The organism is Mariniflexile maritimum (assembly GCF_009746565.1).
Lineage (GTDB): Bacteria > Bacteroidota > Bacteroidia > Flavobacteriales > Flavobacteriaceae > Mariniflexile > Mariniflexile maritimum.
Genome location: NZ_WRPN01000002.1, coordinates 285303 through 301388 on the forward strand (window position 1 = coordinate 285303; position 16086 = coordinate 301388).

16 protein-coding genes are annotated in these 16086 nt (G+C 37.9%); 10 read left to right on the top strand and 6 right to left on the bottom strand.

The window, feature by feature from the left end; translation table 11 throughout:
• The first annotated feature begins 4 nt into the window (after positions 1-4).
• From GQO80_RS04060 to GQO80_RS04090, 7 genes are all read left to right on the top strand, one after another.
• Positions 5-1666: a BatD family protein gene (locus GQO80_RS04060; RefSeq protein WP_232333111.1), complete on the top strand. Its 1662-nt coding sequence runs from the start codon at positions 5-7 to the stop codon at positions 1664-1666.
• Positions 1666-2673, top strand: coding sequence for a vWA domain-containing protein (locus GQO80_RS04065; RefSeq protein WP_157207052.1), 1008 nt, complete (start codon positions 1666-1668; stop codon positions 2671-2673). Before GQO80_RS04060 ends, GQO80_RS04065 begins: the two co-directional genes overlap by 1 nt.
• A 118-nt stretch (positions 2674-2791) precedes the next feature.
• Positions 2792-3829 (top strand): vWA domain-containing protein, encoded by a 1038-nt coding sequence (locus GQO80_RS04070; protein ID WP_157207053.1) that lies wholly within the window; start codon positions 2792-2794, stop codon positions 3827-3829.
• 128 nt (positions 3830-3957) lie between these two features.
• Positions 3958-4800, top strand: coding sequence for a tetratricopeptide repeat protein (locus GQO80_RS04075; protein WP_157207054.1), 843 nt, complete (start codon positions 3958-3960; stop codon positions 4798-4800).
• A 74-nt stretch (positions 4801-4874) separates the two neighbouring features.
• Entirely contained in the window at positions 4875-6644 is a 1770-nt protein-coding gene (locus GQO80_RS04080) for a BatD family protein (RefSeq protein WP_157207055.1), read from the top strand.
• Position 6645: 1 nt separating this feature from the next.
• Positions 6646-7395 carry an SH3 domain-containing protein gene (locus GQO80_RS04085; protein ID WP_157207056.1) on the top strand — a complete coding sequence of 250 codons (750 nt, stop codon included), beginning with the start codon at positions 6646-6648 and terminating at the stop codon, positions 7393-7395.
• 36 nt (positions 7396-7431) lie between these two features.
• Complete coding sequence (locus GQO80_RS04090) at positions 7432-8058, top strand: carbonic anhydrase (RefSeq protein WP_157207057.1); 627 nt, start codon at positions 7432-7434, stop codon at positions 8056-8058.
• A gap of 12 nt (positions 8059-8070) precedes the next feature.
• Here the strand turns inward: GQO80_RS04090 and GQO80_RS04095 are convergent, their stop codons facing one another.
• The 6 genes from GQO80_RS04095 to GQO80_RS04120 form a co-directional block, all read right to left on the bottom strand.
• The gene (locus GQO80_RS04095) at positions 8071-8586 is read right to left on the bottom strand and encodes a gamma carbonic anhydrase family protein (protein WP_157207058.1); all 516 of its coding nucleotides are present in this window, start codon (positions 8584-8586) and stop codon (positions 8071-8073) included.
• A gap of 108 nt (positions 8587-8694) precedes the next feature.
• Positions 8695-9429, bottom strand: coding sequence for a LytR/AlgR family response regulator transcription factor (locus tag GQO80_RS04100; RefSeq protein ID WP_157207059.1), 735 nt, complete (start codon positions 9427-9429; stop codon positions 8695-8697).
• Positions 9430-9562: 133 nt separating this feature from the next.
• Positions 9563-11731, bottom strand: a complete 2169-nt coding sequence (locus GQO80_RS04105; protein WP_232333112.1) for a histidine kinase — start codon at positions 11729-11731, stop codon at positions 9563-9565.
• A 201-nt stretch (positions 11732-11932) separates the two neighbouring features.
• Positions 11933-12283 (bottom strand): bleomycin resistance protein, encoded by a 351-nt coding sequence (locus GQO80_RS04110; RefSeq protein WP_157207060.1) that lies wholly within the window; start codon positions 12281-12283, stop codon positions 11933-11935.
• Between the two features lie 17 nt (positions 12284-12300).
• Entirely contained in the window at positions 12301-13203 is a 903-nt protein-coding gene (locus GQO80_RS04115) for an AraC family transcriptional regulator (protein WP_157207061.1), read from the bottom strand.
• 83 nt (positions 13204-13286) lie between these two features.
• On the bottom strand, positions 13287-14288 hold the full coding sequence (locus GQO80_RS04120; protein ID WP_157207062.1) for a PorP/SprF family type IX secretion system membrane protein: 1002 nt from the start codon (positions 14286-14288) through the stop codon (positions 13287-13289).
• A 169-nt stretch (positions 14289-14457) separates the two neighbouring features.
• Here GQO80_RS04120 and GQO80_RS04125 point away from each other — a divergent pair, with 169 nt between their 5' ends.
• The 3 genes from GQO80_RS04125 (at position 14458) to GQO80_RS04135 (ending at position 16063) form a co-directional block, all read left to right on the top strand.
• Entirely contained in the window at positions 14458-15360 is a 903-nt protein-coding gene (locus GQO80_RS04125) for a NifU family protein (RefSeq protein ID WP_157207063.1), read from the top strand.
• Between the two features lie 49 nt (positions 15361-15409).
• A complete protein-coding gene (locus GQO80_RS04130) occupies positions 15410-15610 on the top strand; it encodes a dodecin family protein (RefSeq protein WP_157207064.1) in 201 nt (66 codons plus the stop codon).
• Positions 15611-15718: 108 nt separating this feature from the next.
• Positions 15719-16063, top strand: coding sequence for a DUF1304 domain-containing protein (locus tag GQO80_RS04135; RefSeq protein ID WP_157207065.1), 345 nt, complete (start codon positions 15719-15721; stop codon positions 16061-16063).
• The last annotated feature ends 23 nt before the right edge of the window (positions 16064-16086 follow it).

Consider the following 16086-nt stretch of genomic DNA (forward strand, 5'->3'; position numbering starts at 1 on the left):
AATTATGAGTTACGAATTACGAATTATGAATATGAAAACGATGGTGTTCGGTCTTCGGTCTTCGGCCTTTTTTACGTTCGTCTTGGCACTTTCATCTTGGTTCTCGTTTTCACAAGTAAAAACCAGCATCGATTCTTCAAAAATCAAAATAGGACAGCAAATTACCTATAAAATTTCTGTTGAAACCAATGCTTCAGATTTTGTGGTTTTCCCCGAAGGGCCATCCTTCTCACCCTTAGAAGTTATAGAATCTTATCCTATTGATACGGTTAAGAATAAAGATAAATTCAACCTAATAAAGAAATACGGATTAACACAATTCGACTCTGGTAAATACACCATTCCACGACAAAAAATTAGTATCGGCGACAAAACGTTTTTCACCGATTCGTTGAAAGTAGAAGTTAAGAACGTCGTAATCGACACCACAAAACAAGGACTTTACGACATCAAACCCATTATTGAAGTTAAAAAACAAGGCAGTAATTGGTGGAAACATCTACTGTTGGCCCTTTTAATTATAGGTATTATCGGGTTTTTACTGTATTGGTTCATTTGGCGTAAAAAACCGCTTACCGAAGCAGAACAAATCGCTCTTTTGCCACCCTATGATAGAGCGAAATTGGCACTTAAAAAATTAGATGAAAGTGATTACCTAAAACAGGCCGAACTTAAAACATACTATTCCGAGTTAACGCTCATTATTCGAAAATATCTTAACGAAAAGGTTTACGACCATTCCTTGGAAAGTACCACCGACGAGCTCATCAACCGCTTGCGATTATTAAAAGAAGGCAATCAAGTTGATTTGAATCCAGAAACCATAAAAAACATTGAAAGCATTTTAAAACGAGCCGATTTGGTGAAATTCGCAAAGTCGGCACCCGATATCGCCCTTGCGGAATTCGATAGAAATACCATTGATATGGAAATCGACCATGTAAAGGAAGTGCTTCCTGAACCCGATGAAGAAGAAAAGCTGCTAGACGAAAAATACAGGGAAACTCTGGAACGCAAGAAGAAACGCAAAAAAATCCTTATTACGGTTTTAATAAGCGTTTTTCTGTTATTGGTTACCCTGGTGGGCTTTTCCATAAAATACGGGTTTGCCTATGTAAAAGATACAATTATTGGCCACGGAAGTATCGAGCTTTTGGAAGGCGAATGGGTAAACAGTGCCTACGGAGTGCCGCCAGTATTTATTTCAACGCCCAAAGTTTTAAAGCGTATGGAAGCACCTTTGCCCGATGAGGTAAAACAACAGGTGGACATGACCTTATTTGGGTATGGCAGCTTAATCGATAATTTTAACGTGGTTGTAGCAACTTCCAAATACAAAAATATAGGTGAAGGAGGTATTGATTTAGAAAAAGCCATTGAAGGAAGTTTTAAAACCTGGGAAGCGCAAGGTGTTCAAAATATGGTGGTTAAGCACGAAAAGTTTGTAACACCCAATGGCGCAGAAGGATTGAAGGTATTTGGTACTGCCGATTTTCCATCGTTAGTCCCCAATAAAAAAGAAAAAGGCCATTATGTAATGCTGGCGTTTACCTCGGAAAACGTGCTACAACAACTGGTTTTGGCATGGCGTGAAAACGACCCCTATGCCGATACAATGGTGGAGCGCATTTTAAATTCAGTTGAACTTAAAAAAGCAGAAGAATAATGTTTGAAGGTTTTGAGTTTGTAAATAAACAATGGTTTTGGGCGCTTTTAGTACTGCCTTTAGCACTGATATGGTATTTTTTTAAGCACAAAAAACAAACCGCCGAACTAAAAATATCAAGTCTAAAGGGCTTTAAAGCCACCCCTTCTTTATTGCCAAAATTTAAACATGCACTATTTGTGTTGCGTTTATTGGCATTGGCGTTAATCATTACCGCATTGGCACGACCACAAACGGTTGATGTATCATTCAAAACAAAAACCACCAGGGGCATCGATATTGTTATGGCAATCGACGTTTCTGGAAGTATGTTGGCTAAAGATTTATCGCCCAATAGGTTAGAAGCCCTAAAAAATGTAGCTTCTGAGTTTATAATGGGCAGACCCAACGACCGCATTGGTTTGGTTGAATATGCAGGTGAAAGTTATACTAGAACGCCCGTTACCAGCGATAAAACCATCGTACTGCGTTCGTTAAGGGATATTAAATACAACACAACCATCCAAAGCGGAACAGCCATAGGCATGGGGTTGGCAACTGCCGTAAACCGACTTAAAGACAGTAAAGCCAAAAGCAAGGTTATTATATTGTTAACCGATGGCGTAAACAATACCGGTTTTATCGACCCTAAAATTGCCAGCGAATTGGCTGTTGAATATGGCATAAAAACATACACCATTGGTTTGGGCACTAACGGTACGGCACTATCGCCAGTGGCCATCGACCCCAGAACCGGACAGTTTCAATATGCCCGCGTTCCCGTAGAAATTGATGAAGCATTGCTTAAGGAAATAGCGAATGTTACCGGTGGAAAGTATTTTAGGGCCACCAATAATAAAAAGCTAGAAGAAATATACAGTGAAATCAATAAGCTTGAAAAAACCGATGTAGAGGAATTCAAATATTACAACCATCAAGAAAAGTTTCGCCCCTTGGTGATTCTTGCCTGTTTGTTGTTGTTTATTGAATTTCTATTGCGTTACACCGTTTTTAGAAGCTTTGTTTAGAAAAGATAGAAGACGGAAGATAGCCTAGTGAAGGTTACAATTGAATTGAGACTGAATATAAAATTCGTGAATTCGTGGCAAAACAACGCAACGAATCCACAACGAACAACAAACAACAATGTATCAATTAGATGAAAAAATATGGTTTTGGGTGTTGGCAATTATTCCCGTAATAATCCTATCCTTTTTGGTGCTTCAATTTTGGAAACACCGTACCCAACGCAAATTTGCCGATAAAGAGTTACTTAAAAAATTAAGTCCGAATGCCTCGGTCTTCAAATCGGTTTTAAAAATTACCATCTTAAGTTTAGCTTTTGCCAGTTTAGCTATTGCGCTGGTAAACCCTAAAATAGGCACGAAATTGGAAACCGTTAAGCGTGAGGGTGTCGATATTGTTTTTGCGGTCGATGTTTCTAAAAGTATGCTCGCCGAAGATATTGCCCCAAACCGTCTGGAAAAATCGAAACAACTGGTAACGCAAATCATCAATAATTTGGCAAGCGATCGTGTGGGCATCATCGCTTACGCAGGAAAAGCATTTCCGCAATTGCCCATTACCACCGATTATGCTTCGGCAAAAATGTTCCTGCAAAGCATGAATACCGATATGCTTTCTTCACAAGGAACGGCCATAAACGAAGCCATAAAATTGGCAACCACCTATTTTGATGACGAAGAGCAAACCAATAGAATTCTCATCATTATTTCCGATGGCGAAGACCACAGCGAGGAAGCCGCCGCAGTTGCCGAGGAAGCTAAAGAAGCAGGCATCCGTATTTTCACTATTGGCGTGGGCGATGTTCAAGGCGGCCCTATTCCAGAAAAACGCAACGGAATTGTTTTGAATTATAAAAAAGATAACCAAGGCGAAACGGTCATTACCAGGTTGGATGAGGAAACCCTGAAAAATATTGCGGCCCAAGCCAATGGAGTGTATATAAACGGAAAAAATACCAATGATGTGGTAAAAACCATCAAGGATATATTAAACGGCATGGACAAAAAAGAGTTTGAAACCAAGGAATATGCCGATTTTAAAGACCAGTTTCAATGGTTTTTGGCTCTGGCCCTTTTCTTTTTGCTGCTTGATATTTTCTTGTTGGAACGCAAAACGGCCTGGTTGAAAAAGTTGAACCTGTTTAATGAAAACCTTTAGAGTTACTTTTCTTTTGAAATGGAACTATTAGAAATCGTCAATCGCAAACCAAAATTATTTTATAAAACCTTTAACAATAAGCCTTTGCAAGGTTTCATATCTTTAACAGTTGATTAAAGCATACAAAAATGAAGTACATACTTGTTACACTTTTTACACTAATTGCAACAGTTTCTTTTTCACAGGAAAAGGATAAGGAAGCACAATTGTTGGCTCAAAAAAAAGCAAACAACTATGTGTATGAAGCAAATAGTTTAATGGGCAACGACGATTTTGTTTCGGCTGAAATGGCCTATCGAAAAGCCATTTCAGAGCAGGCCACTTCGGTTGCCGGTATTTACAATTTAGGAAATTCCTATATCAAAAAAGGCAGTTTTGATGAAGCACTGTACCGTTTGGATGAAGCGGCAAAAGCGGCGACTTCAAAAAGCGAAAAACATAAAGCATATCACAACATAGGCAATGTGCTTATGAAAAACAAAAAATGCAAGGAAGCGGTTGAAGCTTATAAAAACGCCCTAAGAAACGACCCAACCGATGATGAGACACGCTACAACCTAGGACTGGCAAAAATTTGTGCCGACCAACAAAAAGACGACAATAAGGACGATAAGAATAAAGACAATAAGGATAATAAAGACGATAAAAAAGACCAGGACAAAAAAGACGACAAAGGCAACGATAAGGATAAAAAAGACCAAGACCAAAAGGATAAAGGCGACCAAGACAAAAAAGAGGGCGACGATAAAAAAGACGATAAAGGAAAGCCCAAAGATGAAAAAGACAACAAAGGTAAGGAAGACGGTAAAGACAAACAGCAACAGCCACCAAAGCCACAACCCGGACAATTGTCGCCGCAACAGGTAAAAAACTTATTGGAAGCCATGAATAATGAAGAACAGAAAGTTCAAGAAAAAATGAATGCCGAAAAACAAAAAGGCGTTATAATAAAAACCGAAAAAGATTGGTAAATAAGTAAGCAGTCACAATTTTTAGTTTCATGGAGACTTTTATAGGCTTCTGGTTATTAATAGTAATTTTAAAAATGAGATTTAAAGGACATATATTTATTGCATTTTTCATATTTGTAACTAGCATGGTTTCTGCCCAAGTAAAGTTCGAGGCAAAAGTTAGCAAGCAAAAATTAGGCGTTAATGAACGTTTACGGGTCGATTTTGAGATGAATCAAGATGGCGATAATTTCAATCCGCCCGATTTTTCAAATTTCACGGTTGTTGGCGGCCCTAATCAGTCGGTCAGCAATTCGTGGATTAACGGCGTGCGAAGCTATAAGAAAACCTATAGTTATTTTTTGGCACCTAAAAACAGGGGCGAATTTACCATTGCACAGGCAACCATACATATTGATGGCGAAACTTACAAAACCTTGCCCATTAAAATTGAAGTAACGGCGGCCATAGAACTTCCCAAAGACCCGAACGACCCCGATTATGTGGCTTCGGAGGGCATCCATTTGGTTGCTGAAATTTCAAACACTAATCCGTATTTGAATGAAGCCGTTGTGGTTACTTATAAATTCTATTTTTCTTCCGATGTGAATGTTACCAACCTTAACGACATAGATACGCCAAAATACAACGATTTTTGGAGTCAGGATATTCCTATAAAACAGTTAAAAGTAGAAAGGGGAATGTACGATGGCAAGGAGTTTAATTATGTGGTTTACAGAAAAGCAGTTTTATACCCGCAAAAAACAGGAAAGTTAAACATGGAACCGCTTACGGTTGATGCCTCGGTACAAGTAGCAACCAACCGACGTGATTTTTTTGGAAGCCGCATCATGGCGCGTGCCAATAAAAGGGTATCGGCGGGCAACAGCACCATTACCGTTAAACCCCTGCCCGAACAAGGAAAACCGTTAGATTTTACTGGAGCTGTTGGCGATTTTTCGTTTAAGGTAACCACCACAAAAACACAGCTAAACGCATCCGAATCATTACAGGCAAAGGTAGAGGTACAAGGCAATGGCAACCTCAAGCTTTTTAAATTGCCAAAACTGTCGCTACCAAGTTCGCTCGAAGTGTATGAACCCGAGCATAGCGAAAACGTAAACACCAATCTTTCGGGCATGCAAGGAAGTATTTCCGATAGTTATACCATTGTACCGCAATATAAAGGGAAATACCCCATACCTAGTATCTCGTTTTCATATTTCGATATTAAAACAAAAACCTACAAACAGTTAAATTCCAATGAAATTGTTTTAGATGTTTTGGATGGCCCACTAAATTCGGGTGCTGCTAATCAAAATATTGCAAACAGGACCAAACAGCCCATTGTTTTAAGCAACAACCAATTTGCGTTTATTAAAACAAGCACCAATTTTTCCAGCACCAGCAGCTCTTACTTTTTTAAAACCCCGCTTTTTTGGAGTTTGTTGCTATTGCCGTTTTTAGCAATTCCATTCGCCATTGTTGTAAGGAACAAAAAAGCCAGTAGAGATGCTGATGTTTATGGAAACCGCATAAGGGAAGCCGATAGGTTGGCAAGAAAATATTTGAGCAATGCCAAAAAATCGCTTGGTAAAAAAGAAGCATTTTACATTGCTTTAGAAAAAGCCTTGCACAATTACCTAAAAGCCAAACTACATATTGAAACCAGCGATTTAAGTAAGGATAAAATCAATCAGCTTTTACTGGATAGACAGGTTGAAAGTACGGTAATCAAAGATTTTATAGGGATTATCGAAAACTGCGAGTTGGCTAGATACACCCCCATAGATCAGGTAACCATGCAAGAAGATTATGATAAAGCTGCCAAAACCATTTCATTAATTGATAAACAGGCACGATAACATGAAAAAGATATTCTACATAGTATTGTTCTTATTAAATTTAGGTGTATCTGCGCAAAACACGGCCATTTTTGAAAGGGCCAATAAATTTTACAATGAAGGCAAATATGCCGATGCCATAGCCCAATACCAAGCCATTCTAGCCACCAAGAACCATTCGGCCGAACTTTATTTTAATTTGGCCAACGCCTATTATAAGTTAAACCGCATCGCCCCAAGCATCTATTTTTATGAAAAAGCGTTGCAATTAAGCTCCAACGATACCGATATAACAAACAACCTAACCATGGCCAGAAACATGACCATTGATGCCATAGACGTGGTTCCCGAAGGTGGTTTCACCAAACTTATAAACAATGCCGCCAATACCCTAACTTTTGATGGATGGGCAAAACTATCCGTTGTGTTGGTATTTTGTTTTGTGACTTTATTTTTAATCTACTATTTTGCCTATGAAACCTTAAAAAAGCGTTTGGCGTTTATAAGTAGTTTAACGGCATTGTTTTTTATGGGGCTGTCGCTATTGTTTGCCTTTCATAAGTATAATTTAGATAAAAATGATCAACCGGCCATCGTTTTTTCAAAGGAAAGCAAGGTAAAAAGCGAGCCCAATTTTAGGAGCAACGAATCGTTTATACTACATGAAGGCACCAAGGTTCAAATTTTGGATACCGTTAACAATTGGAAAAAAATCAAGTTGCAAGATGGTAAAACAGGTTGGATTTCTTCAGAAGATATTAAAGCACTCTAAATTTTTATTTTATCTTTATACGATAAAAATCATGGTATGGATGTAGCGAAAGTTTTTGAAAACAATAAACAATGGATCAAAGAGAAACTAACCAATAATCCAAATTACTTTAATGAATTGGGCATAGGGCAAAACCCTGAATTGCTGTTTATTGGCTGTTCCGATAGTAGGGTAACGGCGGAAGAATTAATGGGTTTGGGTCCCGGTGAAGTTTTTGTACATAGAAACATAGCCAACATGGTAATTAGCATCGACTTGAATGTGATGTCGGTTGTAAATTATGCGGTGGACCATTTAAAAGTGAACCATGTGGTTGTATGCGGACATTATGAGTGTGGAGGCGTGAAGGCGGCGATGCAATCGGCCGATTTGGGGATATTAAACCCTTGGTTGCGAAACATTCGCGATGTTTATCGCATTCATAAAAACGAGCTCAATGCCATTTCAGACGAAAACAAAAAATACAACCGCTTGGTGGAGCTTAACGTACAGGAACAGTGCGTAAACCTTATTAAAACAGCAACGGTTCAAAAGGCTTCACGCGATCGCGGACTTATAGTGCACGGTTGGGTTTTTGATGTTAATACGGGTAAACTGGTGGATTTAAAAATTGACTTTGATAACATCCTAAAGAACATCATGGAGATTTACCATTTGGATTGATATACCGCAAAACTACTCCTTAAACCAACCCGAATATTTAATGTAATTGTTTGAAATACGGTCTATTTGCCCAGAAATTAGGTCTTCACTAATATCCTTCACCTTTTTTGCAGGCACTCCGGCATAAATACTGCCCGATTCTACCCTGGTTTTTTGGGTTACCACCGCACCCGCAGCAATAATACTGTTGCTTTCAATAACGCAATCGTCCATGATAATGCTGCCCATGCCTACTAATACGTTATCGTGAATGGTGCATCCGTGTACTATGGCGTTGTGCCCAATGGAAACATTATTGCCAATATTGGTGGGCGCGGTTTTGTAGGTAGCGTGTATAACGGCACCATCTTGAACGTTTACTTTATTGCCCATTTTAATATAGTTAACGTCGCCGCGAACTACGGCACTGAACCAAATACTACATTGGCTTCCCATTTGTACATCGCCCACAATGGTTGCGTTTTCGGCCACAAAACAATCCTCTGGAATTTGTGGATATTTCCCTTCTACTGGTTTTATTACTGGCATCTTAAATTTCTTTGGAAAAAGGAATCTGTTTATCAATATGAATGAATCCTTTTTTATGTTAACATTAAATGATTTTTTTAAAAATGTGGTTTCCGCTTCCGCAGGAATTTATTCAAAATACGATAAAAACTCCGATTTTCTTGAAGCTGAAACCATAATTTCCTTGCCGTTGCTCAACACCACGCTTCCGCCTTTACCTTTCACGTATTTTACAACTTCGTTCACGTTTACTAAATACGATTTGTGGACTCTTGCAAAATTACCGTCAATTAAAATAGCTTCAAAATATTTTAGCGTTTTACTTACTATTTTTTTCTTGTTGGTGTTTAAATAAATTTCGGTATAATTATCATCTGCCTTACAATATAAAATATCGGTGGTATTGATAACCTCGAAGCCATCTAGCTGCGGAATGGTTATTTTGCCATGTACGTTATTGGTTTTTGGTACCAATACACGGTTTTGTAAGGCGGTTTCCTTGGTTTTTATTTCGGTAATATAATCTACTGCTTTAATTAGCGCATCTATGGAAATGGGTTTCATCAAATAATACGATGCATGGGCATTAAGGGCATCCATGGCGTATTGGTTGTAGGCGGTTACAAATATGGTTTCAAAATTTATATCGCCAACTTTATCAAGTAAATCGAAGGCGTTTCCATAGGGCATTTCAACATCCAAAAAAACCAAATCCAACGCATTGTTGCGTATTAGCACCAAGGCTTCTTCAACGTTTGCCGCTTCACCCAAAATGGTTACGCTGGGGCAGTATTTTTTGAGGTAATTTTTAAGTATTTCCCTACTTGTTTCTTCGTCTTCAACAATAATGGCGGTTAGTTTCATTTTGGTATTGCTTGGTTTTTGTTGTTATTTTTTAAACATTATTTTTAATTGTCACTTCATCTGAATTTTGCATAAACGCGTCAATTATTATTGCTTCCACAGAAACTCTAACAGGTTCAAAAAGCGTAAATCACTAATCCTTCTTTAGCGTTACCACTACTTTTGTGCCCACATCATCTGCTTCTTTTTGAAAATCGGCAACATTTATGGTAACTTTATCTTTGTACATGGCATTTAAGATTGCGACCCGTTTGTTGATGTTGCCCATGCCTTTTGAATTTTGTTTTTGTTGATTTACGGTTTTTAAGGCTTTCGATTTTTCGCGTCCAATTCCATTATCGATGATGGTTATTTTGATTTCTTCGGAAGTGGTTTGTGTTATTGAAACCTCTAAAAATCCTTTCGTTTTTTTGTAACGCAACCCGTGCCAAACGGCATTTTCAATATACGGTTGCAACAACATGGGTGGAATTATAAAGTCGTTTATTTGGATGGTTTCATCAATGTGTATGGTATAGTCGAACTTATCCTGAAACCTAAAATGCTCTAATTTGGTGTATAGTTTTAGCAGTTCAATCTCTTTTTCAAGAGGGATAAAATCCTGTTCGCTATTTTCTAGAACGGCGCGCATCAATAATGAAAAATCGGTTAAATATTTGTTGGCAGTTCGTTCATCATTGGAAGCTATAAAGCTGTTTACTGAGTTTAGCGCATTAAATATAAAGTGCGGGTTCATTTGGCTTCGTAAACTTTTTAGCGCCAATAAATTATTAGCCAAACGCTGCTGTTTGATGTATTTAAACATTAAAAACGCTAAAACCAACAACAGCAAAACGCCGCCAATTAAGGAATAAATGATGAGTTTTTGCAGTTTTGCCTGTTCGATTGTGAGCTGATAGGTGCTTTGCGATAGCGCTCGATCGCTTTCTAAACTTAAAATACGGTTTTGTTTTGCAACAATATCTTTGCTAAACCGCGCCGCTTGTGCTATTTGTTGTTCTTTAATTACATACAGTTTGTCAACCAGCTCCACATAGCTTTGGTAGGCTAGAAGGGCTTTGTCAAAGTTGCCCGATTCGCGATATATTTCCGAGAGTTTTCGGGTGGCATCTTTTTGAACGATGAGGTCTTTCATGGCACCAGCTTCTTCAATACTCTTTTTTAGGTAGGGAATGGCGTTTTCATAATCCTTTTTTAAAGCGAAGGCATTGCCAATTTTGTAATTTTGTTTTTGGGCCGTTAAATCGCTGCTTAGGTCGATGGGTGCATTGTTTTTAATGGTCTTTAGGTCTTTTAATGCGTCTTTCCGAAGTTCAATTTCATTGGAATAATTGTTGATATTATTCTGGAAATCGGCAACCTTTATTTTTTCTTCCGCAGCGCGTTTTTTTGTTTGGCTGTTTGCAAGTTTTAAGGATTTGTTGAAATAACCTTCGGCTTTTTGTGTTTCCCCCTTTGCGTTATAAACCTGGGCAATTTTAGAATTCAAATCGGTTATTTTGGCTGAAATTTGATGTTTTTGTGCCACGTTTAACCCTTGTTGGTAGGCGTTAATGGACGCGTTATAAGCCTTTGTTGACAAATGCACATCGCCAAGGCCTTCATAAAGTGTTATTGATTGCCAATTTGAGAGCTCCTTTTTAGGGATACGGTTATAGGTTTGAACACTTTCCTGATAGTTTTTGTTCTCTTTATAAGCCGCGGCCAGTTTTAATTTTACGGTATTGGTTTCGTTGTTCTGTAAGCTTATCCGGTAGTTTGAAACCGCCAAATCAAACTGTTTCCAGAACATGTAAATATCTCCCAACACTTCATAAGCTTCGCTATTTTCTTTAGTTGAATTGCTTGCGCCCAATGCTTTTTCAATAAACTGGATACTTTTTTTGGCATCTTTTTTTAGGCTTGTTTCTGCCGAATCTAGCAACGATTTGAATAAAACAGGATTGGTTCTTGAATAGATTCTTTGTTTGGAATACGGTGTTTCCTCGCTGCTTGGTTGCACCTCCACCATAATTCGCTCGTTACTTTGTATGGTGTAATAAACTGTTTCAAAATCTTTGTGCTTTATGGTAAGTTCGTCGCCTTTTCGTGCTTCAATCCTAAAGTTTCCGCCATAATCGGTGGTGGTGTAAGAGCCTCCGTTAACCTCGATGTTTACATTGGGAATGGGGTTTTTGGTATCGCTTTCAACCACTGAACCGCGTACCGTAAATTGTGGCCCGCTATTGGGTTCTTGTGCCCACAAAACCGTTGCCCACAACGCGACACATAAAAACATGCCATATTTTATACCTAATTTCATCTATACTTTTAAGATAGATAAACTTACGCACTTTAGTTGATAAAATAAAATAGGGATTTTATAAAAAAACGTCAATTTTTGGTAAAAATACCATGTTCACGAATTTATATGCTGAAGTGGCTCATTTGGTTTACGCCGTTGCTCATTGTGGGTTTTAAATTAAAGAAGTTGGTTTATGCACTAGTTAAAAATTACATGATGCTACATAGGTTGGCCGAAAGTAAGCAAGTTATGGTCTGGGTCCAGTAATGCGAATTCCTTTTGGCCCCAAGGTTTGGTTTGTAACGTTCCGTTTGGATGAACCTCTATTTTATGGTCGGAAATTGATTGGTATAAGTTATCAATATCGTTGGTCCGTATATATACCTGTGCGTAATTTTCTTTTGGGTTGAGTTCTTTAAATTCAAAAAAATGAATCTCTACGGTGTCTTTTTTAACCATCAAATAGCCTTCATAATTGCCTATTTCTTCAAACCCCAACTGGGTTATGTAAAAGTGTTTGGTAGCCAGTTTATTTCGCATTGGCAACTTTGGGCATATTGTTGTGAGCATATACTTAACGTAAAATGTTATTCTATCGGAATATAAAAGTCAACAATCGCTTTGTTTTCAGGATGTTCCTTGAAATTGTTATGATATATTTCAAAAGGATTGCCATCTGCTTTTTTATAGCCATTTTCATTCATCCACACAAAAAGACCTGTCCACGATTTTTCAAAATCCTTTAGTTCCACTTCAAAATGGCCAACAATGTATTTGCCCTTTTCAATGGAAGTTAGCCCAATTTCACCACTTACCTCAATGGGTTTTTCTAGTAAAATGCACACACTCATCCGTACTTTGCCTGGTTCGGTTATTTTAAAGCTGTCGTGAAAAATCCTTGCCATTTTAGTATGGGGATTATCAAGTATGCCTTTTGGTTTCGCCCATTTAACAAGTTTTTCAAAAGCAATATCTAAGTCATTTACGCCCATGTGGGTAATGTAGGCAAGGTTTAATTGTGGGATGTCCTTAACTTCAATGGTTGCATTCATGTTAATCCAATTTTTATGATTGTTGATGTTGCAAATGTAGTTGTTAAATGTGGGCTGCATTTTACCATTCTTGCTTTCAACTTTACCAATCTTGCTATAATGGCCCGGACTTAATTTTTTAAATTCAGAAGGACTTACACCATATATTTTTTTGAAGGTTCGCGTGAATGAGGCATTGCTATTAAAACCGTAATTTAGGGCAAGCTCGGTAATGGAAACCTCTTTTTTATGGATGAGCAATGAAGCGGTTTTTTCAATCCGTTTACGGGTTATGTATGTATTGAGGGTTTCATTGGTGTAGGCTTTAAAAAGCCGGTGTAAGTGAAATGGCGAATAATATGCAATGGCCGCCAGTTTTTCAAGTGATAATTCAGTATTCAAATTATCGTCAATATACAACAAGATTTTGTTTATCTGTTTTATATAACTGGCATTCATTTCATTAGATGCATTATGGTTTGATGCATGGGCAATAGCGATGATTTTAAAACCACCACGGTTTAAATACTAATTAGTTATGTTCAATTTACCGCAGGGCAATTGCAATCGTAACGTTCGCGCTTGCAATTAAAATTATACCCTAAAGTAAGTTGATGAAAACCGCCATTTGTAAACACCACGGAATTTGATTGGTAAGTATAGTTGTAGGCAAACATAAACTCTTTGTAGTTAACCCCTAAAATGGGCGTAATTTGCTGTAATCGCTGACTGTTAATGCTGCCCGTTTGGGTATATTCTGCGCCATCAAAGCTGTTTCGGTAGGAGAGTCCGCCCCAAATTTTACCAAATTCAACGTTTTTATAAACTTTAGCGTTCAAATCAATGGAAGCCTCTTTGGTGCCATCTCTATACTGAAACATGACCGAGGGTTCATAGCTCCATTCACTGCCGTATTTGCCAAAAACATAGCCCGTTGAGATTAAATAGCGCCGTAAATTGCTTGTAATATTAATGTCTTTGTTAACGCCCGAATTTTTAAGCATGTTTTTTACGGTGGCATGTGCATAAAAGTTTAGGAAATGGTACGAAAACCCAAAATCGAGATTAAAATGGGTTTCATTCTGTACAATGCCATCAATAATTGGGTCGGGGCCATCAAACAGAAACGATGTTTCATCTAATTTATACTGTATAAAACCAGCACTTAACCCAAAGGAAAGCATATTCAAATCGGTTTCGCTTCTTGAAAACATCAGATGGTGCGCATAGGTAGCATAAGCGCCTGTTTGCGAGTGGTATCCGTTTTTGTCGGTAAACAAAATACCGCCTACCCCCGAAGCCGTTTCACCTATACGACCGTTAATGCTCAAGGTTAAAAGTTTCGGGGCATCTTCATGTCCAAACCATTGTTGGCGCGCCGTAAGTCTAACTTTCGAGCAATTGGCAGCTCCTGCCATAGAAGGGTGTATTAAATAATAATTATCGGTAAGATAATCGGTGTAAATGGGTAGGCCTTCCTGCGACCTTGCATGTTGGGCAAAAAAACCACCCAATACTACCATTAAAATATATTTTAGTTTCATAAACTCGTTATAGGCAGATTTCTACTTAAAAAACGTTTTATTTCTTAAAAAAGGGCGCTCGAAAATAGAACGTTTAAAGCTGTCTTTTCTTCTTTAAAAAAGGCAACAAAACTCAAATATATGGATAACTAAAGTTTTCTTTTAGTATTTTTGTGAAAAATTAGCTGAAATGAATACTTTCAAGGTTTCCGTGCAAGAAACAACCAATAATGCCATTGTTAAATTCGAGGTAAATGCGTTTATAACCAAGCACCAAAGTTTTGAGTTCAACAATATAGACGAAGCAAAACCATCGCCTTTGGCACAACAATTATTCTATTTGCCTTTTGTGAAAAAGGTGTATATATCAGGAAATTTTATTGCGGTTGAACGCTATAATATTTTGGAATGGAGCGATGTACAAGATGAGGTGGCGCAACAAATTGAAGATTATTTAAACGATGGTGGCATCGTGATAGAAGATACGGTGCAAGCTAAAAAAGTACCCGTTACGGTGTATGCTGAAAGTACGCCCAACCCTGCCGTTATGAAGTTTGTTGCCAACAAAAAAATAGTGACCACGCTTTTTGAGTTCACTTCCATTGATGAGGCAAAATTATCGCCTTTGGCAACCGAACTTTTTCATTTTCCGTTTGTAAAAAGCGTTTTTATCGATGAGAATTACGTGTCCATTACCAAGTACGATATTGCTGAATGGCAAGACATTACCAATCAACTTCGTGAATTCATTAGAAATTTCATAGAAAACGGCAAAGATGTTGTGTTGCCTGAAGCCGCCGAAAGTTTGAAAAAAACAAGCCCGCAAAAAGACACCTATTTTGAAACTTTGGATGATGTTTCAAAAGAAATCATCAACATTCTTGAAGAATATGTAAAACCTGCCGTGGCTAGCGATGGAGGCAACATTCAATTTATCTCGTATGATGCGGAAACCAAAAACGTAAGCGTCATGCTTCAAGGGGCTTGTAGTGGGTGCCCATCATCTACTTACACCCTAAAAAGCGGTATTGAAAACATGCTTAAGCAAATGCTTCCTGGAAAAGTGGCCATGGTTGAGGCCATAAATGGGTAATCTCAATTATTTTTCTTAACTTTAAGGATTCACTTAAAAAATTAAAATTATGTCAGTATTAAAAGTCATTGAAATTTTAGCGAACTCCGATAAAAGTTGGGAAGACGCCACAAGAAATGCCGTAAAACATGCAGCTAAAAGCGTGAAAAATATTCGTTCGGTTTACATAAAGGAACAAAGTGCAAGCGTAACCGATGGTAATGTAACCGAATTTAGAGTGAATGTAAAAATCACTTTTGAAGTTAATTAAGCACCTTAAAACCTAATAAAAACGAGCGTTCTAAATAGGGGCGCTTTTTTTGTAAATTTAAGTTTGGATAAAAATAAAGTAGTTTTGTGAATTTTAAAAGCGAACGGCATGACCCTGTTTTTAGTTGCCCTGGTTGCAGTTGAACATATTTATTTTTTAATATTGGAGATGTTTTTATGGACCACCCCTTATGGAATAAAAACCTTCGGGCTAAAGTCTAAAGCATTTGCTGAGGATACCAAAGTATTGGCGGCAAACCAAGGACTTTACAATGGGTTTATAGCTGCCGGTTTGTTGTATGCCATCATTCAAAAAGATATTGAATTGGCCGCTTTTTTTCTTATTTGTGTTATAATTGCAGGCACTTACGGGGCCTATTCAACACAGCGTATTAAGCTCTTTTTTATTCAGGCAGTTCCTGCTTTGATAGCTTTATTAAGTTGCTTCATTTAAAAAAATAACCGGCAATATTTTGA